The following is a 22,516-nucleotide window of genomic DNA, read 5'->3' as shown; positions in this document are numbered from 1 at the left end:
ATGTTCTAATTCGCGTTTGTTTCGTTTCGATATCTAGTTTTCAAAGAACAAGCTCCATGCAAAAGCAAGCTGTTTGAGAGTTTGAGCTCTCAAAACCGAACAACGAGTGAGTGTTTTGCAGCTAAGCTGCGTATTTGAATGTTTCCGTTGCAGGAAACGATTCTCCATAGAAAGGAGGTGATCCAGCCGCACCTTCCGATACGGCTACCTTGTTACGACTTCACCCCAATCATCTATCCCACCTTCGGCGGCTGGCTCCTTGCGGTTACCCCACCGACTTCGGGTGTTATAAACTCTCGTGGTGTGACGGGCGGTGTGTACAAGACCCGGGAACGTATTCACCGCGGCATGCTGATCCGCGATTACTAGCAATTCCGACTTCATGCAGGCGAGTTGCAGCCTGCAATCCGAACTGAGACCGGCTTTGTTGGGATTGGCTCCATCTCGCGATTTCGCAGCCCGTTGTACCGGCCATTGTAGTACGTGTGTAGCCCAGGTCATAAGGGGCATGATGATTTGACGTCATCCCCACCTTCCTCCGGTTTGTCACCGGCAGTCTATCTAGAGTGCCCACCCGAAGTGCTGGCAACTAAATATAAGGGTTGCGCTCGTTGCGGGACTTAACCCAACATCTCACGACACGAGCTGACGACAACCATGCACCACCTGTCTTGAATGTTCCGAAGAAAAGGTACATCTCTGCACCGGTCATTCAGATGTCAAGACCTGGTAAGGTTCTTCGCGTTGCTTCGAATTAAACCACATACTCCACTGCTTGTGCGGGTCCCCGTCAATTCCTTTGAGTTTCAGTCTTGCGACCGTACTCCCCAGGCGGAGTGCTTAATGTGTTAACTTCGGCACCAAGGGTATCGAAACCCCTAACACCTAGCACTCATCGTTTACGGCGTGGACTACCAGGGTATCTAATCCTGTTTGCTCCCCACGCTTTCGCGCCTCAGCGTCAGTTACAGCCCAGAGAGTCGCCTTCGCCACTGGTGTTCCTCCACATATCTACGCATTTCACCGCTACACGTGGAATTCCACTCTCCTCTTCTGCACTCAAGTCACCCAGTTTCCAGTGCGATCCGGGGTTGAGCCCCGGGATTAAACACCAGACTTAAATGACCGCCTGCGCGCGCTTTACGCCCAATAATTCCGGACAACGCTTGCCCCCTACGTATTACCGCGGCTGCTGGCACGTAGTTAGCCGGGGCTTTCTTCTCAGGTACCGTCACCTTGAGAGCAGTTACTCTCCCAAGCGTTCTTCCCTGGCAACAGAGCTTTACGATCCGAAAACCTTCATCACTCACGCGGCATTGCTCCGTCAGGCTTTCGCCCATTGCGGAAGATTCCCTACTGCTGCCTCCCGTAGGAGTCTGGGCCGTGTCTCAGTCCCAGTGTGGCCGATCACCCTCTCAGGTCGGCTACGCATCGTCGCCTTGGTGAGCCGTTACCTCACCAACTAGCTAATGCGCCGCAGGCCCATCCCCAAGTGACAGATTGCTCCGTCTTTCCAATTTCCTTCAGGCGAAGAAAACAACTATTCGGTATTAGCTACCGTTTCCGGTAGTTGTCCCAAACTTGAGGGCAGGTTGCCTACGTGTTACTCACCCGTCCGCCGCTAACCATCCGAGAAGCAAGCTTCTCTTCAAGTCCGCTCGACTTGCATGTATTAGGCATGCCGCCAGCGTTCGTCCTGAGCCAGGATCAAACTCTCCAATAAAGTATTGAAAAGAGCGATAAGCTCATTTTGAATCTGACGAGATTAAAAATCTCATTTGTGCTCCAGTCGATCCAAGCCAAGGCTTGTCTCAAACTTTCGCGTTCATTCTGCAAGCAGAATGTTTACTCACTCGTTGTTCAGTTTTCAAAGATCAAACTCGTTTCGTTACTGAATGTTGTTCTCTTCAGCAACTCTTATATAATATCATGTCCGAACCAACTTTGCAAGCTCTTTTTTTAAGTTTCTTTCGAAGCTTATTTCATTCGCTTGTCGCACCGTGTAAACCGTGTTTTCTTGGCCGGAATTAGAATATATCATGTACAGATTTCAATTGCAAGTCTTTTTTCAAAAATGATAATCAATCCACATCATCAGCACAATATGTAATCTGACGCTCCTGTATTATAGAAATCACTCTCAGCATCCTTATTACGGCGCTTCTAATATACATATCCATTAAACATAACCAGGGAAGCCACTTCCACTGCGATTGCAGTGAACAATTGATTGTGACTAGCCCTAGTTTTCGGAGATCTCAGTTTTCTTTCCTTCTATAATAGATAAGAAAGTATATTCCTTAGGCACAGCCTACATACTCCACTTCACTTCTCAGTGCTTACAATATGCGCTTACCAAGTAAGGAAGCGATCAGTTCCACACCAAGCCTTGCCGTATGTCTATTGTGATCAAACAACGGATTCACCTCAACCAGTTCCATCGACGTAACTTGATTTGTGGAAGCAAGTATCTCCAATGCATAATGTGCCTCTCGGTAATTCAGACCACCAGGTACTGGGGTGCCCACACCCGGAGCTTCCCGCGGATCCAGACAATCCATGTCGAAGCTGACATGAATACCATCTGTCCCTTTTCCCGCTGTAGCTATTGCTTCCTCAATAACTTGCTTTATTCCCATACGGTCAATATCATGCATCGTAAATGCTCGGATTCCCAGTCCCTTAATCTGCTCTTTCTCATACTCATCCAGATCACGCAGACCAATATAGACTAAGTTGGACGGATCAATAAACGCGCCCGCTCCAGCAATGTGCGACAGATTGAATGCAGTATGCCCCAAGGATGCAGCCACACTCATCCCATGCATATTACCGGACAAGCTGCGTTCTTCCGTATTCAAGTCTGCATGCGCATCAAACCAGATCACACCCAAATTCGAATAGTGCGCTGTTAGCCCGGCAAAAGTACCAATCGCTACACTATGATCTCCCCCAAGCACAAGTGGGAAAGCCCCCTCCTCTACTGCGCCTGATACTTCACTACACACCTTCTCACTGACCTGACGTACCTCATTTAAGTGTTTTACACGATTCCGCTCAATAGGGGCAGCAGGTTCAGAAGGACAATCTACCCGCACTTCTTTGGAAAGCACTAGCCCAAGACTCGCAATCTCCCGCTTCAGTCCAGCTGTAATCAATTCATCTGGCCCCAACTCTGCTCCACCTCTTGCTCCACCGAGTCCAAAAGGAACCTTAATGATAGCAATATTACGTTGCACAGATGTTTGACTTGTATCAATAGAAGTATCTTTTATTCCACCATGGACATCATCATTTTTCATGTAGGTCAGCTCCCTCATTGGTGATCAATACCTGCTCAATTCTCTCCAGTGCCCAGTCAATCTCGGACTCTTTAATCGTCAGTGGTGGGGCAAATCGAATGGTTGTCTCATGTGTTTCTTTACACAGCAGTCCAACAGACATCAAACGCTCACAATAAGGGCGGGCTGGTTCATGCAGATCAACACCAATAAATAAGCCTTTCCCCCGAATATCCCGTATGGCTGAACTGCGAATATCTCGAAGTCTTTTCATAAAATAGTTTCCCAGACGCTCCGATCGCTCGGCAAGCTTCTCATCTTCAAGAACTTTCAGAGCTGCTATAGCCACGGCGCAAGCGAGTGGGTTACCCCCAAACGTAGAACCATGAGACCCCGGCTCAAACAAATCAAGTATCTGCGCATCAGCAGCGATAGCCGAGATGGGCATGACTCCTCCCCCCAGCGCTTTGCCCATAACCCAGATGTCTGGTTCAACCCCTTCCCAGTCGGAGGCAAAACGGCGACCTGTTCTGCCAAATCCGGTCTGGATCTCATCAGATACAGTCAACACCTGCTGGCGCTTACACAGAGCAAAAGCTTCTGCCAAATATCCATCAGGCGGGATAACGATTCCAGCTTCGCCCTGAATAGGCTCTATAAGAAAACCAGCCGTATTTGGCGTAATGGCCTTTTTCAGCGCTTCTATATCTCCATAGGGAATAATCCGGAATCCAGGTGTGAACGGTCCAAAATCCTTTTTATACTCCGCTGAAGAAGAAAAGGACGTAACTGTCAGAGTTCTTCCGTGAAAGTTACCAGAGCATACGATAATCTCGGCTTGATTTTCCGGTACACCTTTGCAACGATAAGCCCATCTACGTACCGCCTTCACCGCAGTCTCTACCGCTTCCGCTCCTGTATTCATGGCGAGAATCTTCGATTTCCCCGTGAATTGTGAGAGTTTCTGATAAAAAACAGAAGCTGAGCTGCTGTGGAATGCCCGTGATGTCAGCGTAACCTGATCTGCCTGATCCTTGAGCGCCTGTATGATCACAGGATGTCTATGACCATGATTCAATGCAGAGTATGCACTTAACATATCCATATAACGGCGGCCTTCAGGGTCTTCCACCCATACCCCTTCCGCCTGTTCAATAACAATAGGGAGCGGATGATAATTAGGTGCAGCATAACGCTCCGACCAATCAATTAACATTTTGGAATCTGACATACACACCCAACACCTTTCCAAAATATTGTATACAAAATACAATAACAATGTATGCGATGCCATCGCCATTTACGACTACATCTCTCTTTTTCCACTCCAGCCTACCCCATGCCTTTCTCGAATCCAATCCTTTATCCATAGTTAGCGAGAAGTAGAAAGTCTACGTTCCAACCAAGAGAGTAAATTAGCCAGTGTAAATGTGATTATAAAATAGAGGCCGGCGGCAACAAGCAGCGGAGCAAGCGGCTGGAACGTAACACCCTGAATCGTCCTGGCCGTGTATATAATCTCGGCTATGCCGATCATGGAGACAAGCGAAGAATCTTTAATGATAATAATGAATTCATTACCGATGGCTGGAAGCATGTTACGAAAAGCCTGCGGCAGTATAATATAACGAAGTGTCATACCATTTGTCATACCAAGGGAGCGCGAAGCTTCAGTCTGTCCTTTATCAATCGCTTGAATCCCGGCCCTGAACACCTCCGCCATATAAGCCGAGCTATTCATCGTCAGAGCTACCACCCCCGACATAAATGCCGGCAAGTTCACACCTACAACCGTCAGACCATAATGAATAATAAGAATCTGTACGAGCATTGGCGTTCCCCGAATGAGTTCGATATACGTCGATGCCACAAATTTAATTGGCCATATTCGGGATATTCGCATTAGCGCCATGATTACACCCAGCAACGTACCAAACAATACGCCGAAGAAGGAAAGTTCAAGCGTGACCCACGCACTTCGTGCATAATCCTGCCAATGTTCTAATAGAAAGGAAAAATCTAAATTCACGGCATATCCCTCACTCGTCCGGTTTATTCGCCGAGCATCTCATTCGCTTCAACGACGAACCGTTCAATATCTCCGTTTGTTTTGAGCTTTTCCAATGTAGTGTTGATCTGATCCAGCAGCTTCTGATTACCTTTCTTCACCGCGATGGCCGAACCACCCTCGTCTTCAGCCTGTTCAACCTCCACACCTGCAACAACAAGCCCCTCTTGGTTCTTCACATACTGTTCAGCCACCGGCTTCTCCAAGATGAGTGCGTCTACACGCCCCGTCTGCAACTCCAGAATCAGCTCAGGTATTTTGGCCAGAGAAGTGAGCTTTGCTCCCTCTATTTCCTGAGCAATCCCTTCCTGAATGGAACTCTTTTGCACGCCAACCTGTTTGCCTGATAGATCATCTATGGACTTTAATGCGGTATCTTCCCCTTCTCTAACAAGTACAGCCTGCTCTGCATAATAGTAGATATCCGTAAAATCAACATTCTTCTTTCGTTCTTCGGTAGGGGTTAAGCCTGATATCACAAAATCAACCTTATCTGTACCAAGGGCCATAAGAAGGCCATCAAAGTCCATGTCCTCAATCTTCAGCTCGGCTCCCAGATCAGCCGCAATTGCTTTGGCAATCTCGATGTCAAAACCTACAATGGTATCTTTACCATCGATTTTCTTATGAAATTCATAGGGTGCATAGTCCGCACTGGTTCCAAGTACAATGACTTCCTTTTCCGCAGAGCTACTGCCCGAAGACGAAGTAGCGTCTGATCCGGTCTCTGTCGTTTTTTCCTGCCCACATGCGGACATGAATACAACCACTAACAACAGCATCATTGGCAAAAGCACTTTTTTCACACATCATACCCCTATTCTTTTTTTGAATGAGTAACATAATGGTTTGTATACAATATACATAAGACAATATATGGACTTATATGTAAGTAATACTAACAAACATTCTGGTTTATCACAATCATTATTTAAACATTTATACGCTTTAATTCCATAAAATGTGCTATTTATAACATGGCATTTACATCGGCTGAAACATGAAGTTTGCTTGCCCAACTTCCCCCTCGGTGTTAAGATGATAAAAACTTGAAACTCCTGAACGGCGCGTACAGTACGGCCTCACACCCATCTATTTATTCACTATACATAGAAAGGAGGATTCGGTATGGAGGTACCCAAATACCGGTCCTTGAAAGATCACGTATACGATTACATTGCCCAGAAGATCCAGGACGGAACCTTGCTTCCCAACCAGAAGATCAACGAGGCAGAAATATGCAAAAAGCTGGACATCAGTCGCACGCCTACTCGGGAGGCGCTTTTCCAGCTGGCTTCAGACAATCTGCTGCAATACATCCCGCGCAGGGGATTTATTGTCACTCCTTTTGATGCAGGCAAAAAACTGGAATTCTCCCAAGCGATCGGTGTGCTGGAGGCACTCGCTGCCACACTTGCAGCAGACCATCTCAGACCATCAGAACTTATGGAGATGGAAACTCTGGTTGTTCGAATGGACGAAGATATCAGCCAGCTTGGTCTTGCTGCCTACAACAAAAACCAATATCAGTTCCATAATCTGTACATTCAGCGATGTGGTAACGCCACAGTCATTGAGATGTTAAACACATTGAAGAACAGTTTCATCCGGCAGTCGTATGTTAGTGATAATAAACCAAAGCTATCTGAGGTACTGCTCGAAGTTAATGAGGAGCACCGGCAAATTTTAAGTGCTTTTCGAGCCAAGGATAAGAACCAACTGGAAGCCCTGCTCAAACATCACTGGCGGATTATCGACAACGATATGCTGTAGTACGTTCTGTCAGAACAAACCAAAGGCAACCCACACGATTGTGTGAGTTGTCTTTTTCCTATTTTTCGTTTTTGACCTCCAACGGTGCCCTAGCCGCAAAAACAGCATATCCCAACTTTTTGCCGTATTTCGCGAGCAAACGATCATTGGTAAGACTCATACGCTGCATACGTTCATCCTCAAACCAATTCATATCGATCTCGCGATGTGGGTCATGATCAACGCCCCATTTTGCCATGGATCGCGAATGTTCTTTGACCTCTACCTTGGTGAAACCACACTGCTTGAGGCGTTTTCTCCATGCTGTGGCCGTTACAAGGGTTCGTATACCGTAAAATTGCTTTAACCTGCGACACATCAATTCGGTCTTCTGGCCTGATAGAACCATCTCCCGATCCACCAAAAGTCCACCAGGCTTCAACACTCTTCTATACTCAGCAAGTGCACTCCGCCATGGGGTGAAGATCGTGACCGACTCCACAAATACCACATCAAAATGATTTTCCGGAAAAGGTAACGATGTTACATCCGCCTGAACAAATCGAACATCCACCCGTTCTCGTCTCGCTCGCCGAACTGCCTTATCCAGCATATTGCGATGAAGATCAATCGCCGTTACCCGATATCCGCCTTTAGCCAAGTAACACGCAGTCCTCCCAGTGCCGCACCCTATCTCAAGAATATGATTACTCACAGGCAGAGATAAGCTATCCAGCAACTTCAGTGTTGCTAAAAATCCTCCAGGATGGGCACTTCCCTCCCCTAACCGAGCCAGCATGTCATGATAATCCACGCGACATCCCCTCCTCACTTCTCCCAGTGTATGGAGCAGATTCAAAAACGGCTCCTCCCCATTCGATTTTCCGGGTACTCGTCCATACCAATTGCTCTTCTTTTTACTATGATATACAAACCGTTGAATTCAAGCGGCAACCGCATCTAATGAGGAGGATTTGCATGTACAGAATTAATCGGGTATGTGAAGAAACGGTTTCTCCGCACGTTGGACGTTCCGTTTGTCTCGTTATGAACGACGGTAAGCATATGTATGGTACGCTTAGTCAATGTCGTGATGGCAAAATTTATTTGAACGGGTGTTTCGAGGGACCACGGCTGTGTTCAGTCAAATCCAAACAGCAGTTGGTGAAAAGCAGCCAGAAAAACGCTGTTGTAACAAAAAAAGTTAAATCTTCGGCATACGGTCGATATGGATACGGAGGATACGGTGGGGGTTACGGCTATGGAGCGGGAATCGATCTGGCTCTGGTAACAACATTGTTTCTGCTGCCATTCCTGTTCATCTAAATTCCATTCTGATCGTGGTAAAATTGTAGTCATAACAAAGACCCTTTTTGCTTATAGCGAAAAGGGTCTTTATCTTTTTCATACGATTCACGTCAATTACACTATATTTTCTGTTAAAAAATGATACAAAAAAAGGCATTCGCCAAAACGAATGCCGGGAACTTCATATTTAATACCCTTACCTTCGCACAGGGTGTCTGTTTGATCTTAAAAAAAAACACCTCGTTAGAGGCGGGTAAGCTATGTTAAATCCGATTTCCTTTAGGCATCGTTTTCAGATTACTATTCGAATTCTCAAGCAATGGTAGCATCCTAGTCGTGCTGACCATCTCAGAAGCACATATCGGACAAGTAGGTACGTTATCAAACGCAAAATTGTCCCGCATCCATCCTTTGCACGTATCACTCGTACATTCCCAGATTGCCGCATCAGCTTGTGGAATCTCTTCCAACGGTTTTTTGCGATTATACATGACTTCTACCCCCTTTGTTATGGAAAAACATCTAACCGACGTTATTTCACAGAAGCCTACACTTAGCGGAAGTTTCACGTCCCACCGGACTCCTGCCTCGTCAACTAATGGGTCGACTTTTATATAACTGATCAAAAAAAAGAAGCTGCCTTTACCATTTTAACATGTTAAAGGCAGCTATGCTTTAATTACAGTTTTACAACTTCTTCTGCTTGAGGACCACGGTTTCCTTGTACAATTTTAAATTGTACGCGTTGACCTTCGTCCAGAGTTTTGAAGCCGTCGCCTGTAATAGCGCTGAAGTGTACGAATACATCTTCTCCGCCTTCAACTTCGATGAAACCGAAGCCTTTATCAGCGTTGAACCATTTTACTGTTCCGTTTTGCATGTGAATTACACCTCCAAATAAAAATTAACATGTTCCTTTGTTCTTTGCAGCAAGCAAATAAAAATTCACACATTGAAAAAGGTACCAGTCATAAACCTATAAGTGATCGCCCTTTACAATATATGAATTAGGTTTTCCACTCTCTACAACTTGTTTTTATTATAACTCCAATTCAGCAAAAAAGCAAATCTTTGTATTTTCTTTTCAAACAGCTTTGGAAATACATGTTATTAACACGCGCGGGGACAGGGTTTATCACACTTATGTGTGTGGCCGCTTATGTACGGTCTTATGAAAGGATATGCAGATCTAATCCATCTTATACATTTTTTATATAACATTCTGACATGCATATCCAACACAACCAATGAATCATCTTACTCCAGTATAACACACTATGTCCATGCCCACATAAATGCATCCCGATCCCAGGCGATCTGCCCACGATGAAGCTTTCGGAAAGCTTTCTTCACTTCCTTGGACAATGATGTATTGCCGTTCTCGTTCACAAAAACAAACTCTTCACCAAAATGGGTCTTCACATATTCTATGGCAGCTTCCTGATGAAGTGTTCCTGTGAATTTAATCTCCTGTACCATCCATTCTGCTACACCTTGTGCTGTCTTCTCCACTATATCACCTACTGTCTAAACCTAATGTACGGATAGGCAGACCTCGTATCATGAACATATCTGTCTTCCCGCCAGACTGAAGTATACCATGATCCAACTGCTGACGGGAAACTGTATGATAACTACTTTCAAGCAATACCCTTAATGGACAACCGTATTCACTTGCTCACTCCCTTTGGATGGAATAGACGAATTTGTTCGAATGCTCCACACTAACCATGCACAGTAAGCAATCAGTATTGCCAGTATAAACAGATCGTAAGGAAGTGTACCTGTGTCCTCCAGATCATTCCCTAGAAATTGAATCAGATTATGTATGAAATGAAACAATATAAGCGGTACAATATTTCCGTTCTTCAGCATCAATAACGCAAGTACAGCTCCCAGGAGCAGCGCATAGATCAATTGTATGATCGTATCCGTCATATCCTGACCAGACAATGCGTTCAACAGATGTGTAATCGAAAACAAGATGCTGGAGGTCACAACTGCGGCCACTGCACTTTTTTGAAGCAATGTTTTGAAAATAAGCCCCCGATAGATCGTTTCCTCAACAAAAGCTACGAGCAAGGTAAAAAAGATGAAAAAGGCTACTCGTGACAAGCTCAGCTCCCCAAATCCTTTCAGGGCAAGTGTACCCAGTACAAGGAGTAGTGGAATATAATACTTTGCATGGCCAGCTGGGATACTTCGCAAAGATCGGAAGCCAGTCTCTCTCCACTTGCGCCTTAACGTCAGATAGATCATCAGAACAATGGCGATGGGTGTAAAGGAAATGAGTACAGGGGAAGTGTAGTCGAGTTGTTTTATCGTTGCAATGGCCCCTGCTGCAAATACGGCTAACAGGAGAAGCAGCTCAATAATCACAACGGTGAGTACAGGTTTCCGCTCGGAAAAGGAATGTTTTGGCTTGGCTTGCGGATTAATCATACATTTGCCTACCTCGTTTCATTTATGTTTTCCGTTGTCATAAGAACTTATATGCCAATATAGTTGTATCACATTATCCGTATATTGAATATTCCTATTATGGATAAAACTATAAAAGTAACAAAAAAGAGACTTATCCTGACTTCTTTTCCCCTAAAATCAGGTATGGCTTATACCTTTATCTGTCCATTATAGTATTACAAGAGTTCAAAGTTGCAGGGGTGTGGCGACTCTTCAGCGTCTTATATCTATGAAGTACCCATAACGATAGACTCACAATGCATAATGAAATCAGGGGGATACTATGAAAGCATTCTTTCAGCGCTGGGGGCATTTACTGGCTATTCTGTGCATACCGCTCCAAGGCTCCATTTACGTATTTCTAGGCAGCAACACCGGAAGTGATGTCTTCTACAATTATGCTTGGATTGACACACAGATTCCTTTTCTCAAAGAATTTATTTATCCGTACATTAGCTGGATGCCCATTCTGTATCTTGGATTTCTCTATTTGGGTCTGACGAACAAGTCGCTATTCTGGCGTACGTTGATTACCTATAATGTTGGTGTCATGGCTGCCAATGTCTGTTTTGCGGTGTTTCCTACCCATGTCCCGCGCCCGGAGATCGGCGGAACTGATCTGAGCAGCGTGTTAGTACAGTTTATCTATACCAATGATGCGCCCTTCAACTGTTTCCCAAGTGTTCACGTTCTGACCAGCTATTTGCTGTTTATTGTGATTAACAGAGACTTGAACTTTAGGCCTTTGGCACGGATTTCTTGGTCGGTATGGCTGTGGTTGATCATTGCTTCAACGGTGTTTGTAAAACAGCATTCCTTGCTGGACATCGCTGGAGGCATTTTGTTTGCTGAGGCCGCGTATTGGACTGTACATGTCTTTGCTCTTCGTCTTGGGCAGGCACGAAAAAAAGGCAAGCAGCCACTCACAGCTTCTAACCCAAGCAGTCATGTATAACGACATTTATTGATGTAACAGGTGGGATGATGATCCTGCTATACAGCAAAAGAGGGCATAGGCCCTCTTTTTTTGTACTCATTTAATTAAACCTACTTATATAGAAGAACTTTATTTGGGTTGGACTACGCGTTTCATGCTATAGGTGGCCGTTCATGAAGAAGGTCAGACGGTGGACTTCCGGTTATACGTTTGAATATGCGGTAAAAATAAGACAGATCCCGGTAGCCGAGAAATTCGGCAATTTCCTGGATGGAGAGTTGTGACTCGGTAAGCAGATATATGGCTCGTTTCATCCGTTGATCATGGACATATTGACTGATGGTCTGATTTGTCATGCTTTTGAATAATGCGGCAGCATAATTGGGAGTTTTATTGATCTCGTCCCCGAGTTCTTCCTTCGTCACTTTCTCCCGATAATGCCGCTCAATATATCGCTTCATCCGTTCAACATGATTATGCCTCTCCGGCGGGATAACTCCACGATCAAGCTCCCTGTTCATATAAATCAACACTTCCATCAATAAGGCTTGGCTCATCATGACATAATAAGACGGACGCTCCTGCCATTGTTGATAAATAGCGCTCATGCGTTGATGGATCAGCTCATAACATCCAGGTTTATGCCGCAAAGCCTCATACCGTTCCAGTGCAGGCAGAGTTTCCGTCTGGTCGCGTTGCAGTTGAATTACAATCTGTGTGTGCGTTACTGTAGGAATACTCTTGCCGTAATATGGGGTACCACCTGGAATGAGGAGCAATTCCCCCTTTTCCATGATCTGTTTATCACCGTTCACCCAATATACACATTTTCCATAAGTAACCAAGCTAAGCCGCCAAGTTTCTTGAGATTGCACAGCTTCTTCGTACCAACCGACACCATTAATATGTCGTACTTCAAGTGGAGTGACCATAACACACCTCATTATCGGACTATACTCTAATCATTGTACTATAGTTCATACCCTGATTCGACAGAAAACGCTACAATACACATATAAGCTTAAATATGAGGAGGAAATTAGCATGTTAAAAACAAAAATTATTTGTACCATGGGACCTGCTTGTGACTCAATCGAATTGTTAAAAGTAATGATTCAGGAAGGTATGACCGTTGCCCGTCTGAACATGGCTCATGGCGAACTGGAAGATCACGTTACACGGATTAACAATATCCGCAAAGCAGCTTCCGAACTGAACACCTATATACCGATCATGATGGACATCAAAGGGCCGGAAGTACGTATCGGTAAACTGAAAGAAGCATCCTGCCATCTGCAAGCTGGTAAAGAGCTGATCCTGACTACTGAAGAAATTCTTGGTGACGCTGAGCGTATCTCGGTAAACTATCCGGAACTGAACCTCGTTGTGAAACCTGGCGATCGTATCCTCATCGATGATGGCCTTGTGGATCTGACTGTACTGTCTGTGGAAGGATCCGATATCCATTGTAAAATCATCAGTGGCGGCATTCTGAAACCACGCAAAGGGGTTAACTTGCCAGGAATCAAAACGACATTGCCAGGTGTAACCGAGCGTGACGTTATGCACATCGGATTTGGGATCGAAAACGATATCGAAATTATCGCAGCATCCTTTGTTCGTAAAGGCGACGACATCCGTGAAATCCGCAGCATTTTGAAAGAACGCGGTGTAGAGCACGTACAGATCATCTCTAAAATCGAGAATCAAGAAGGTATGACTAATCTGGACGACATCATCTTGGCTTCTGACGGTATCATGGTAGCTCGTGGAGATCTCGGTGTTGAGGTGCCAATCGAAGACGTACCAATGATGCAAAAAGAAATGATCGATAAATGTAACCGCGCTGGTAAACCGGTTATCGTAGCTACACACATGCTGGAGTCCATGCAAGTGAACCCACGCCCTACTCGTTCCGAAGTTAGTGACGTGGCCAATGCTGTACTTCAAGGTGCTGACGTTGTGATGTTGTCCGGTGAATCAGCTGCTGGTAAATATCCGGTACAATCCGTGCGCACGATGGCTGCTGTTGCTCGCCGTGCCGAAACAATGATTGATTACAAAGAGCAATTCGCACAAAAATCGGCTCAACAGATCGCTGATATTACTGAAGTTATCAGTCAGGGCGCTGTAAGTTCTTCCCTCGTACTGAATGCAAAAGCAATCATCACTTCGACTGAGAGTGGATTCACAGCACGTATGATCTCCAAGTATCGTCCAAAAGCACCAATCATCGCAGTTACACAACATGAAGAAGTATTGGCGAAAATCTGCCTGCTCTCAGGTGTCATTCCGGTTATGGGCGACAAAGTAACGACAACGGATGAAATGTTCGAATCGGCTACGCGTAACGCAATCAAAACTGGTTACATTGAAAAAGGTGACATCATTGTATTGTCCGCTGGTGTTCCAATCGGTCAATCCGGTAATACAAACCTGATCAAAGTTCAACAAGTTTAATTCAATAGCTGAAACTGAAGCTATACATTTTAGCTATAAAATAGAAATACAAAAAACCACCGGGAGCAGAAATGCTTCCCGGTGGTTTTTTGTTGATGTTGTTGCCAATGATCGTTATGTTACAACAAACGGCTTCGAGATTATAGATTCCTCGAGTAATTAACCAGATCCTGTGACATGGTGTTGATCTCATCCATTGAAGCATTCACCTGTTGTGTCAGAGCAGCTTGATTTTGCGTTAACGTGGACATATTACCGATGTGCTCAAGAATCTGATCAATCAATGTTTTCATTTTCTGCATGCTATCTTCGATATTTACTGTGGCCTCCGAACTGTGATCAGCCAGTTTCCGCACTTCACCTGCAACGACGCCAAATCCCAGTCCCAGCTCTCCCGCTCGTGCAGCTTCAATGGCTGCATTCAACCCCAGCAGATTGGTCTGACTGGCAATCTCTCGAATAAACACGGTGATATTCTTCGTATCATCTGCACTGCTTTTCACTTGAATGGCCGCATCGGCGGATAACTCCTGTGCAGTAACCAGATCCTGTGCCTGATCGGTGATCGAGTTGATTCCACGTACCATCTCGCCAATGGACTCCGACAATTGTTTTGTTTTCAGATTCATGGCCTCCACGATCTGTTCCTTATTCTTCTCATGGGTAACATCTCGAATGGTTCCAGCTACACGGAGTGGTACTCCATCCTGATCCCGAATGGTCTCCCCACCCGCGTGATACCACCGATACTCCCCGTCTTTGCGCTGCAGACGATAATCCAGATCGTACGGCGTACGACCACTGTAATCGTTCATGTGTCTGGCAAATTCGTTGATCGTCCGATCATGGTCTTCCGGATGAAGTCGGCTGCTCCAGCTGCTGAACACATTCGGGAAATCCTGCTCGTCTTTAAACCCTAACTCTTTACGGAACTGGGGTGACCACCAAAATTCATTGTTTGGATTAACTACATCTCCAGCCACAACGGTCATATCCCACGGTGCCTCCACCAAGGCGCGGTTAACCAGATCATATCGGGTGACGAGTGCTTCCAGCTCATCAGACTTGCTCTTCTCCTCATGAATATCAAACATGATGCCCAGAAGTTTGACCGGAACTCCAGCCTGATTTCGGATGACTTGTCCAAGGCATCGGAACCAGCGAATTTCTCCACTTTTTGTAATCATACGGCTGATGACGTTATAGGCAGTTGTTGCTTTTGTGTCATTCACATGTTTCATAATCTCCTGCACCAGTTGGGGTCTGTCATCCGGATAGATCGATTTCGCCCAGCTTGCAAATGAATCGGGATAATCCTTGGCATTATGGAAGCCTAACATTTGGCGGAATTCATTCGAAAATGAAACGATATTATTGTTATCCAGTGGATCACCAGCAACAATTTTTGATTCCCATAATCCCACATTCATAGCCTGATTAAGCATTCTAAGGCGCATTTCCACGGCTTCGTTTTGTGCTTTCATCATATGTACTGCTTTTTTGATATTACTAGCTATTTCATCAGCATCCTGAAACTCAATGCCATCTTCGATCCATGCGTCATAGTCGCCCTTTTCTGCGTTTGCTACCAGTTTACGACTATACTCCAATAATTTCTGATGAGTATCTGTACGAAGGTGTTTGGTCGATTCAGTGCGTTTACGAAACATGCTCATTTCTCCTCTTATCTCATATGATATATATTTCGACATTATCAGACATTAAGTGTAGAGCAATGGTCTTAATTTTGTATAAAAACAAGAACCAGCGCTGAAACAGCACTGGTTCTTATATTATTTGCCTTTATTTTTTATGAAAATAAATCTTAAATGACTACCTCTTCCCAGCTACCAGCCAAAATTCAGTGTTTTCCCCGTCTCCACCCAAGTTTTGATACTGCTTAGAATCATCCACCAGCTGCTCTGTGCATTCGCAATGGAAGGATGGTTATCTGTAAATTGATCATTGATCAGCGTCAGCTTCGTACACTCACCTACAGTTTCCAACTGGAAGACCACTCTGGATTGAAGCTCGGCATGATTCGCATGGTACGACGGTCCGGGATGCTCCTGATAACTAAGTCTGGACAACGGTTCAAATTCCAATATATCTCCATACACATGGACAGTCTCCGCACCATCATTACCCGGCCCTACATAAGCAAACGGCTGGCCTGGTTGGAAATTGGTGCGAAGTTCGCTACCGAAAAAGCTGTTCCGTGTGCCGTCTGGTGATATTAGAGCATTCCACACATCTTCCAGTCCTGCATTGATATAGAATTCATATTTCAGTTCCATGGACTCACTCCCTTTATGTATTGGATACGCGATCTGCCAAGCTCGCACTCCTATCCTATCGTTATACCCCAAAGGCCGTATTGTAAAAACGCGACAAGAGGTAAAATATAAGCTCTTTATGTTTTCGGGAATGTAATACCATAATCCAAATGGATTGCGCCCATATAGTGCTTTCCCAGAAGATCAGATATACTAAACTGGAATGAAATAACAGGTCTGTTCAAGGTAATGCGACTAATTTAGAAAGGAAATGAGATATGAGCCAATCAACCAATATTATGGGTATCCCTTTTCCCAATGTCACGATGGATCAAACCGTTGCGATCCTTGATAAAGTCGTAGATCAGGAAAGCAATGAACTCTTCCATGTCATCACAGGTAATCCCGAGATTGTTATGTCCTGTCAAAAGAATGCATCTCTTCGGAAAGTCGTCGATCAAGCCGGGTTGGTCACGGCTGACGGTGCTGGCATTGTGATGGTATCCCGTTTTCGGGGCGGACAATTGACCGAACGGGTAACCGGTTGTGATCTGCTATTTCGTTTATTGGAGGAAGGCGATCAAAAACACTGGTCATTCTACATGCTGGGAGCAGAGGAAAGCGTCAGTGAACAGGCAGTAAAGATCATTGCGCAGCGTTACCCCGGAGTTATCGTAAAAGGTAGACACCATGGTTATTTCCAGGCAGATGAGGAACAACAGATTGTGGAAGAGATTTGTACTGCTCAACCAGACTTTCTTATCGTGGCTCTTGGCGCACCCCATGCGGAACACTGGATTAACAAGTATCGCCACCAGTTGAACGCTCGTGTAGCCATAGGTGTTGGAGGCAGTCTCGATATCGTGGCTGGCAAAACCAAACGTGCCCCTGCGATATGGCAGAAGCTTAACCTGGAATGGCTCTATCGCCTCCTCAGTCAACCTTCGAGATGGCGCAGGCAACTCATTTTACCCCGTTTTGCTGTGCGGGCATTGTTGTTCAGAGAACCTAAATAATGTGAGATGAGCAGGAGGGATGATTCGGATGCAACAGGTAGAACAAGGAGACAGACCAAGTATGGGCCTGCTGAATCTGAATGAAGGTGATCATAAATATCAACTGACACGCCATGCTCCTTCCGAAGCACTTCGCCCTTTTGTTAAACATTACTGGATCGTATCGTGGGATCTGACTGGACTTGAACCGTATCCCCAACATGTCGTGCCTAACCCCTGTGTCAATCTGGTTGTGGAACGGAACAATACGTTTTTCTTCGGACCATCGGGACGTAAATTCTCCTATCTTGTGAGCGAGAAAGGTCGTGTATTTGGCGTGAAGTTCAAACCAGGAGGATTTTATCCCTTCCTTCGGGTTCCTGTTTCTTCATTGTACGGACAACCGATGAATGTATCCAATATTCTTGACGTCACAGCGGAGTCCTTGGAAGACCGGCTTCTTGGGGCGGGGGATGATGCGGATAAAACCAGTTACATCGACCAGCTATTGTGTGCACACCTTCCTGCTGAAGATGCTCAAGCGAGAATGGTTCATGATATTGTGCAACAGATTGAACAGAACCGAGAGATGCTGAGAGTGGATGATCTGTCTTCTTATTGGAATATGCATACCCGAAAGCTTCAACGGCTGTTCAATCAGTATGTGGGTATCGGACCCAAAACGGTAATCAAGTTGTATCGTCTGCAAAATGCTGCAGAATGGATGGACCGCGGTCTTCACTGTGACCTGATTAAGCTATCTCAGGATCTTGGATATCATGATCAATCCCATTTCATCCGAGATTTCAAGTCCATTATTGGCAGTACACCAGAGGAGTACCTACACTCTAAACATCCGCATGGTGAGCGCCGAGGGCTGATCAATTAGAAACCTGTCCTGAAAATCAGGACAGGTGAATGACTTCGATGGTATCCCCCGTATGGATTACACCTTCCCGCTCAACCGAGCAGACGATTCCACGTTTTTTGCGAGCGGCTGGCACGAACTTTTTGCGCAAACCGTCCTGTTCATAGAATTGTTCAATCATTTTTCCCGGATGTACACAGGGAAGGTTCTCCCCTTCACATATTAACCCTGTCCCGTTCGGAAATAGGAGCCGCGTTCCAGCAGGCAGTTCCGTCAATCGATCAATGCCACGAACCAGTATATTGGCACCAAGCCACTCTGGACGCACTTCAGGAATGTTCATTTTCTCAGCAATAAGAGCACATTCTTCCTCAGACACAATACTGATCTGGCGGCGATTCGCAATCGGTGTGCCACGCTTGTAGATTTTCTGACGTGAGTCCGCCGGACGAAGCAGACCATAATGACGGTCACCCGGAATTCCTGCAAGCTCAATGTCGATAAAAGGTACAACTCGGGTCACAAATGTGGATGGATCATCAGCCAACATGACGAATTGAACTGTTCCCATAGTAATCTCCTCCCTTTCCTGAGCAATATTACTTCTTTATTGTTCATTATTACCCAATGAATGGATTGTCGACAATCGGCGTATGCTTACCTTTGTAACCATTTTTTAATTTCAACATCATAACTCAACTGGAAAACGATAAACGATTTTAATAATACGCAATTAAATTGTCACAAATTAAATTTGCTCTTTCCGTTCTTGTTGCAAACACTTATACTAGGATGGACAAGTAAATAAATTACATATCAGAAAGCAAGGTGTTTCCTTTGATTAGTATCATTTTTGTAGCTCTTGTAGCTGTCGAACACTTCTATATCATGGTGATGGAGATGTTTATGTGGACTCGTCCACGCACAATGAAAACCTTTAATCTCACGCCGGAATTCGCCAAATCCACCAAATCTCTCGCGGCCAATCAAGGTCTTTACAATGGATTTCTTGCGGCAGGTCTGATCTGGGGACTCGTATATCCGGATGCTGCCGTTGGACAGCATATTCAGATTTTCTTCCTGGCGTGTGTGATTATTGCGGCTCTTTATGGAGGAGCAACTTCTTCACGGTCGATCATTATCAAACAAGGTTTGCCTGCGATCATTGCGTTGTTGCTAGTTCTGTTCCTGTAATTTCTGTCGAATGGTGCATTGTTTCGATTCATGTTAACTCCTTTATGGTAAGGTAGTGAATAGATAGCAGTGTACAATGACCAGAATCGTTCTGGAATTGGAAGGAGAACATGTCATGGGATTGTTTGACAAGCTTCGGCGGCGCAAAAAGGAGAACGTACCTGCAGGTGGTGCTGTCGAATCGACGAATTACAGTGAAACCATCGTGGGTTTTGTCCTGCTGGAGCGTGAGGATTGTGATTTTGACCTCTTCATCAGGAACATGAAGAACGAATGGGATATCGAGATTGAAGAACGCCCAGAGGAGGGCAATCTCTTTTTCGAAGTGAATGGAATGCAGGTAGTATGTGCCCACATTGCCGCGCCTGTGCCTGACCGTGAAGTTGAGGAGAATGCCAAACTCAATATCCTTTGGCGAGAAGCGGAGCAAGTTACCTCACGGCACCAGTCTCAGATTATTGTCTCTGTTCTGAACGCAACAGATGCAATTGAAGGACATGTTCTGTTCACTCAAACAGCAAGTGCCTTGTTACAGTTGGATCACGCGCTGGCCATATACATGGCCCCACTTGTTGTTGAAGCCAGTCAATATGTCGAAACCAGCCGTGGGATCAAACATGATGAGTTGCCCGTCTCGCTCTGGATTTTCATCGGATTATTCCAAAATGCCGAAGGCGCTTCAGCTTACACTTACGGACTACGTAACTTTGGTAAAGAAGAGATGGAGATTATGCAATCGTCTGAATCCTTAAGCGATGTATTTGAGATGATGTTCATGACCACAACGTATGTGGTTGAGAACGACGTCACACTGCATGATGGGGAAACACTTGGTTTCTCGGCAGAACAAAAGCTGAGCATTTCCCTTTCCAAAGGTGTAGCAACGGAAGGTAACAGTTTGAAGATTGGCTTCTAATTTACGTAGGATTTTCAATTTATCATGTTACAGTTATAGAGGCCGTCTGGAGTTCATTCTCTGGGCGGCTTTTAGCTATTTAACCTTCCTTCCAATGAAGATATGATAACAATCCCTGAATTTAACTTCCCTAGGAATAAGTAGTCCATAAGAACCACTTAATTATGAATTTAGTTTTCATTCTCGTTATAAAAAGGTATAATTAATAGGCTTATAGTCTCATATATTACATATTATTTTATTATCGAGGAGTTGCCTACATGTCTGTTAGAAGTTTGGATTCAACTAAACCTATTATTGAAATTATCTGGGAAGGTATTGTTTCTCCTGAACATGTCGAACAAACGAATACAGAAATCCAGAGAATAGCGGAACAATTGGGGAATTCGTTTGATGTGCTAGTAGATATGCGGAACATGAAGGCTTTCCCTCAGGACACCAAAGAAAAAATTGTGGAACACCAGAAACTACTGACACAGTGGGGGATGAAGCGAGCTAGTGTAGCCGTAGGTGGTGCGATCGCCAAAATGCAATTGAATCGGATCTCCAAAGAGTCCGCGCACCAGACTGAATTCCAATGGGAAACGTATGACGAGGCTTTGGCATTTTTGTTGAAATAATATTGAAGTGATACGGACTAAGTATAATAAGAGAGATACCGATGCTGTACATGGCACACAGAAAGAGGCGTTCCCCATGAGGAAGCGCCTTTTCTTTTGCAGTTCCACGTGGCTTACTCAGTTTTGCCAGTGATCCGAACGCTCATCATTTAAGATTCAAGTTTACTTACACGCACCATCGTTACTGATGTACCATTTAGGGACTCCTCCACAAATCCTAACCTCTTATATAAGCGAATCGCTTGGTTATCCGGGTCAACACTGAGCGAGACTGCTGCAATTCCCCGCCGTTCAACCTCATCTAATGCGGTCTGAAGCAGTAAGGTACCTACTCCTTTTCCACGTGCATCTTCCGTTACAGCCATCCCCATCTCTGGCGTAGCTGCATTCACATAACCGTATCCCGCATTCTGATCCGTATAGAATCTTAATGTTATTGAACCTAGTCTCTTGCCCTGCTGGTCAACTGCAACATACCCGAAATCCCCTTCTCTTCCCCAGTCTTCAACGTATTTGGACAGTCCGGGAGTATGAATACTTTCGATTGGAAAAGCTTCATCACCTTCTCTTCTATGCAGGGATGCGTATAACATCTCCCACAGGAAAGGGATATCCTGTTCTTCAATAGGGCGTATATAATAGTTGGATATGATGGTCATGTTTGCTCCTCCTTCAGCTTTTCAAAAAGGCGGTCCATCTCATTCAGATTAAACTCATTGGTAATCTCGTAGTCCTCAAATTTGTCTCTCGTTTTTGCCTCGCTGTAGATTGAGATGGACTTTTCATTATAAAACGTCAGTCCAAATCCATCGGTAAAGCGACCTTCTTTATTAATGGTAAGTCGCCACTCATAGTAATGCGGATTCCTTTCGGAAACGTCGAATTCCCGTACTCTTTTAAGATCAACATCCTTTAATAGCTTCAGCATATCTCTAATCTCATTGGGATCTGTAATCGTCACTTCATCATCTTCATTATCCGGATCTGTACTTGAAATTTTCCTAATCGTCAGTCGATCCAATGTATCCAGCATCGTCATATGATCTGTGACCTCTGCTCGAAACGTCGTATGTTTGCTGGGGATATACTTAGTATATTGACCAGAGGTATACATACGCACTGCAATAGCTAAAAAAACAATAATCATGGCGATACCCATAATCATCTTGATTCGTTTAGTCATCCCAATCCCCTCTCTATACCTACACAAAACATATAAATTGGTAATTATTGATATATTCCAGTATAACATCTCACTTCTTCTGTTCCAATGTCATTTCTTATCTCTGGTCCCTCAATTACGATGACGTTTTGGGCTACACTAAAAATTAAAGATTTAAATGAACAAGCCGCGTTCTCCCATAGGGTAAACGCGGCT

At 44.8% G+C, this 22,516-nt stretch carries 24 protein-coding genes and 1 rRNA gene; 9 read left to right on the top strand and 16 right to left on the bottom strand.

Features of this window, described 5'->3' with window-relative positions:
• Nucleotides 1-170 precede the first annotated feature (170 nt).
• The 5 genes from V6668_RS01650 to V6668_RS01630 form a co-directional block, all read right to left on the bottom strand.
• Nucleotides 171-1,723, bottom strand: a 16S ribosomal RNA gene (locus tag V6668_RS01650).
• 616 nt (nucleotides 1,724-2,339) lie between these two features.
• Nucleotides 2,340-3,302: an arginase gene (gene rocF, locus V6668_RS01645; RefSeq protein ID WP_338707560.1), complete on the bottom strand. Its 963-nt coding sequence runs from the start codon at nucleotides 3,300-3,302 to the stop codon at nucleotides 2,340-2,342.
• A complete protein-coding gene (locus V6668_RS01640; RefSeq protein ID WP_338707558.1) occupies nucleotides 3,292-4,512 on the bottom strand; it encodes an ornithine--oxo-acid transaminase in 1,221 nt (406 codons plus the stop codon). The genes rocF and V6668_RS01640 overlap by 11 nt, the downstream gene beginning before the upstream one ends.
• Nucleotides 4,513-4,653: 141 nt before the next feature.
• The gene (locus V6668_RS01635) at nucleotides 4,654-5,310 is read right to left on the bottom strand and encodes an amino acid ABC transporter permease (RefSeq protein ID WP_338707557.1); all 657 of its coding nucleotides are present in this window, start codon (nucleotides 5,308-5,310) and stop codon (nucleotides 4,654-4,656) included.
• A gap of 23 nt (nucleotides 5,311-5,333) precedes the next feature.
• Nucleotides 5,334-6,155, bottom strand: a complete 822-nt coding sequence (locus tag V6668_RS01630) for a transporter substrate-binding domain-containing protein (protein ID WP_338707556.1) — start codon at nucleotides 6,153-6,155, stop codon at nucleotides 5,334-5,336.
• Nucleotides 6,156-6,477: 322 nt separating this feature from the next.
• Between V6668_RS01630 and V6668_RS01625 the strand changes: the two genes are divergently transcribed.
• A complete protein-coding gene (locus V6668_RS01625; RefSeq protein WP_338707555.1) occupies nucleotides 6,478-7,122 on the top strand; it encodes a GntR family transcriptional regulator in 645 nt (214 codons plus the stop codon).
• Nucleotides 7,123-7,180: 58 nt separating this feature from the next.
• On the opposite strand, the gene V6668_RS01620 is transcribed toward V6668_RS01625, so the two are convergent.
• Entirely contained in the window at nucleotides 7,181-7,915 is a 735-nt protein-coding gene (locus tag V6668_RS01620; protein ID WP_338707554.1) for a class I SAM-dependent methyltransferase, read from the bottom strand.
• Nucleotides 7,916-8,079: 164 nt separating this feature from the next.
• Here V6668_RS01620 and V6668_RS01615 point away from each other — a divergent pair, with 164 nt between their 5' ends.
• Entirely contained in the window at nucleotides 8,080-8,427 is a 348-nt protein-coding gene (locus V6668_RS01615) for a hypothetical protein (protein ID WP_036607959.1), read from the top strand.
• Between the two features lie 245 nt (nucleotides 8,428-8,672).
• Here the strand turns inward: V6668_RS01615 and V6668_RS01610 are convergent, their stop codons facing one another.
• The 4 genes from V6668_RS01610 to V6668_RS01595 all read right to left on the bottom strand — a co-directional run bounded on the left by V6668_RS01610 (nucleotide 8,673) and on the right by V6668_RS01595 (nucleotide 10,851).
• On the bottom strand, nucleotides 8,673-8,900 hold the full coding sequence (locus V6668_RS01610; protein WP_017691121.1) for a cold-shock protein: 228 nt from the start codon (nucleotides 8,898-8,900) through the stop codon (nucleotides 8,673-8,675).
• Between the two features lie 188 nt (nucleotides 8,901-9,088).
• Nucleotides 9,089-9,289: a cold-shock protein gene (locus V6668_RS01605; RefSeq protein WP_017691122.1), complete on the bottom strand. Its 201-nt coding sequence runs from the start codon at nucleotides 9,287-9,289 to the stop codon at nucleotides 9,089-9,091.
• Nucleotides 9,290-9,684: 395 nt separating this feature from the next.
• A complete protein-coding gene (locus tag V6668_RS01600) occupies nucleotides 9,685-9,921 on the bottom strand; it encodes a DUF6953 family protein (RefSeq protein ID WP_036607962.1) in 237 nt (78 codons plus the stop codon).
• 141 nt (nucleotides 9,922-10,062) lie between these two features.
• The gene (locus V6668_RS01595) at nucleotides 10,063-10,851 is read right to left on the bottom strand and encodes a CPBP family intramembrane glutamic endopeptidase (RefSeq protein ID WP_338707553.1); all 789 of its coding nucleotides are present in this window, start codon (nucleotides 10,849-10,851) and stop codon (nucleotides 10,063-10,065) included.
• A 304-nt stretch (nucleotides 10,852-11,155) separates the two neighbouring features.
• Between V6668_RS01595 and V6668_RS01590 the strand changes: the two genes are divergently transcribed.
• Nucleotides 11,156-11,827, top strand: a complete 672-nt coding sequence (locus V6668_RS01590) for a phosphatase PAP2 family protein (protein WP_338707552.1) — start codon at nucleotides 11,156-11,158, stop codon at nucleotides 11,825-11,827.
• Between the two features lie 134 nt (nucleotides 11,828-11,961).
• Here the strand turns inward: V6668_RS01590 and V6668_RS01585 are convergent, their stop codons facing one another.
• Nucleotides 11,962-12,741, bottom strand: a complete 780-nt coding sequence (locus V6668_RS01585; RefSeq protein WP_338707551.1) for an AraC family transcriptional regulator — start codon at nucleotides 12,739-12,741, stop codon at nucleotides 11,962-11,964.
• Nucleotides 12,742-12,853: 112 nt separating this feature from the next.
• Here V6668_RS01585 and pyk point away from each other — a divergent pair, with 112 nt between their 5' ends.
• Complete coding sequence (gene pyk, locus V6668_RS01580) at nucleotides 12,854-14,269, top strand: pyruvate kinase (RefSeq protein WP_074093123.1); 1,416 nt, start codon at nucleotides 12,854-12,856, stop codon at nucleotides 14,267-14,269.
• Nucleotides 14,270-14,409: 140 nt separating this feature from the next.
• Here pyk and V6668_RS01575 read toward each other — a convergent pair whose 3' ends face one another.
• Nucleotides 14,410-15,939, bottom strand: coding sequence for a methyl-accepting chemotaxis protein (locus tag V6668_RS01575; protein ID WP_338707549.1), 1,530 nt, complete (start codon nucleotides 15,937-15,939; stop codon nucleotides 14,410-14,412).
• A 177-nt stretch (nucleotides 15,940-16,116) separates the two neighbouring features.
• Nucleotides 16,117-16,566 (bottom strand): SRPBCC family protein, encoded by a 450-nt coding sequence (locus V6668_RS01570; protein WP_150364027.1) that lies wholly within the window; start codon nucleotides 16,564-16,566, stop codon nucleotides 16,117-16,119.
• A 257-nt stretch (nucleotides 16,567-16,823) separates the two neighbouring features.
• Here V6668_RS01570 and V6668_RS01565 point away from each other — a divergent pair, with 257 nt between their 5' ends.
• The gene (locus V6668_RS01565; protein ID WP_100528689.1) at nucleotides 16,824-17,561 is read left to right on the top strand and encodes a WecB/TagA/CpsF family glycosyltransferase; all 738 of its coding nucleotides are present in this window, start codon (nucleotides 16,824-16,826) and stop codon (nucleotides 17,559-17,561) included.
• A 28-nt stretch (nucleotides 17,562-17,589) separates the two neighbouring features.
• Nucleotides 17,590-18,429, top strand: coding sequence for a helix-turn-helix transcriptional regulator (locus V6668_RS01560; protein WP_338707548.1), 840 nt, complete (start codon nucleotides 17,590-17,592; stop codon nucleotides 18,427-18,429).
• 16 nt (nucleotides 18,430-18,445) lie between these two features.
• On the opposite strand, the gene V6668_RS01555 is transcribed toward V6668_RS01560, so the two are convergent.
• Nucleotides 18,446-18,979 carry an MOSC domain-containing protein gene (locus V6668_RS01555; protein ID WP_017691131.1) on the bottom strand — a complete coding sequence of 178 codons (534 nt, stop codon included), beginning with the start codon at nucleotides 18,977-18,979 and terminating at the stop codon, nucleotides 18,446-18,448.
• Between the two features lie 266 nt (nucleotides 18,980-19,245).
• On the opposite strand from V6668_RS01555, the gene V6668_RS01550 reads away from it, so the two are divergent.
• The 3 genes from V6668_RS01550 to V6668_RS01540 all read left to right on the top strand — a co-directional run bounded on the left by V6668_RS01550 (nucleotide 19,246) and on the right by V6668_RS01540 (nucleotide 21,138).
• Nucleotides 19,246-19,602: a DUF1304 domain-containing protein gene (locus tag V6668_RS01550; RefSeq protein ID WP_036608019.1), complete on the top strand. Its 357-nt coding sequence runs from the start codon at nucleotides 19,246-19,248 to the stop codon at nucleotides 19,600-19,602.
• A gap of 76 nt (nucleotides 19,603-19,678) precedes the next feature.
• Nucleotides 19,679-20,518, top strand: coding sequence for a DUF4261 domain-containing protein (locus V6668_RS01545; RefSeq protein ID WP_338707547.1), 840 nt, complete (start codon nucleotides 19,679-19,681; stop codon nucleotides 20,516-20,518).
• Nucleotides 20,519-20,778: 260 nt separating this feature from the next.
• Nucleotides 20,779-21,138 carry a hypothetical protein gene (locus V6668_RS01540; RefSeq protein ID WP_338707546.1) on the top strand — a complete coding sequence of 120 codons (360 nt, stop codon included), beginning with the start codon at nucleotides 20,779-20,781 and terminating at the stop codon, nucleotides 21,136-21,138.
• Between the two features lie 149 nt (nucleotides 21,139-21,287).
• On the opposite strand, the gene V6668_RS01535 is transcribed toward V6668_RS01540, so the two are convergent.
• Nucleotides 21,288-21,797 (bottom strand): GNAT family N-acetyltransferase, encoded by a 510-nt coding sequence (locus V6668_RS01535; RefSeq protein WP_083685194.1) that lies wholly within the window; start codon nucleotides 21,795-21,797, stop codon nucleotides 21,288-21,290.
• Nucleotides 21,794-22,321 (bottom strand): hypothetical protein, encoded by a 528-nt coding sequence (locus V6668_RS01530; RefSeq protein ID WP_338707543.1) that lies wholly within the window; start codon nucleotides 22,319-22,321, stop codon nucleotides 21,794-21,796. Before V6668_RS01530 ends, V6668_RS01535 begins: the two co-directional genes overlap by 4 nt.
• Nucleotides 22,322-22,516: the final 195 nt, after the last annotated feature.

It is taken from the genome of Paenibacillus amylolyticus (genome assembly GCF_036894225.1).
In the GTDB taxonomy this organism is placed as follows: domain Bacteria; phylum Bacillota; class Bacilli; order Paenibacillales; family Paenibacillaceae; genus Paenibacillus; species Paenibacillus amylolyticus.
Note: the sequence above shows the minus strand (reverse complement) of the source record. Positions and strands in the feature narration are given on the sequence as shown.

Bases quoted from the DNA above. Each gene is read 5' to 3' on its own strand.
- rocF (WP_338707560.1), bottom strand. From the start codon at position 3,302: ATGAAAAATGATGATGTCCATGGTGGAATAAAAGATACTTCTATTGAT.
- V6668_RS01640 (WP_338707558.1), bottom strand. From the start codon at position 4,512: ATGTCAGATTCCAAAATGTTAATTGATTGGTCGGAGCGTTATGCTGCA.
- V6668_RS01625 (WP_338707555.1), top strand. From the start codon at position 6,478: ATGGAGGTACCCAAATACCGGTCCTTGAAAGATCACGTATACGATTAC.
- V6668_RS01615 (WP_036607959.1), top strand. From the start codon at position 8,080: ATGTACAGAATTAATCGGGTATGTGAAGAAACGGTTTCTCCGCACGTT.
- V6668_RS01610 (WP_017691121.1), bottom strand. From the start codon at position 8,900: ATGTATAATCGCAAAAAACCGTTGGAAGAGATTCCACAAGCTGATGCG.
- V6668_RS01605 (WP_017691122.1), bottom strand. From the start codon at position 9,289: ATGCAAAACGGAACAGTAAAATGGTTCAACGCTGATAAAGGCTTCGGT.
- V6668_RS01595 (WP_338707553.1), bottom strand. From the start codon at position 10,851: ATGATTAATCCGCAAGCCAAGCCAAAACATTCCTTTTCCGAGCGGAAA.
- V6668_RS01590 (WP_338707552.1), top strand. From the start codon at position 11,156: ATGAAAGCATTCTTTCAGCGCTGGGGGCATTTACTGGCTATTCTGTGC.
- V6668_RS01585 (WP_338707551.1), bottom strand. From the start codon at position 12,741: ATGGTCACTCCACTTGAAGTACGACATATTAATGGTGTCGGTTGGTAC.
- pyk (WP_074093123.1), top strand. From the start codon at position 12,854: ATGTTAAAAACAAAAATTATTTGTACCATGGGACCTGCTTGTGACTCA.
- V6668_RS01575 (WP_338707549.1), bottom strand. From the start codon at position 15,939: ATGTTTCGTAAACGCACTGAATCGACCAAACACCTTCGTACAGATACT.
- V6668_RS01570 (WP_150364027.1), bottom strand. From the start codon at position 16,566: ATGGAACTGAAATATGAATTCTATATCAATGCAGGACTGGAAGATGTG.
- V6668_RS01565 (WP_100528689.1), top strand. From the start codon at position 16,824: ATGAGCCAATCAACCAATATTATGGGTATCCCTTTTCCCAATGTCACG.
- V6668_RS01560 (WP_338707548.1), top strand. From the start codon at position 17,590: ATGCAACAGGTAGAACAAGGAGACAGACCAAGTATGGGCCTGCTGAAT.
- V6668_RS01555 (WP_017691131.1), bottom strand. From the start codon at position 18,979: ATGGGAACAGTTCAATTCGTCATGTTGGCTGATGATCCATCCACATTT.
- V6668_RS01545 (WP_338707547.1), top strand. From the start codon at position 19,679: ATGACCAGAATCGTTCTGGAATTGGAAGGAGAACATGTCATGGGATTG.
- V6668_RS01540 (WP_338707546.1), top strand. From the start codon at position 20,779: ATGTCTGTTAGAAGTTTGGATTCAACTAAACCTATTATTGAAATTATC.
- V6668_RS01535 (WP_083685194.1), bottom strand. From the start codon at position 21,797: ATGACCATCATATCCAACTATTATATACGCCCTATTGAAGAACAGGAT.
- V6668_RS01530 (WP_338707543.1), bottom strand. From the start codon at position 22,321: ATGACTAAACGAATCAAGATGATTATGGGTATCGCCATGATTATTGTT.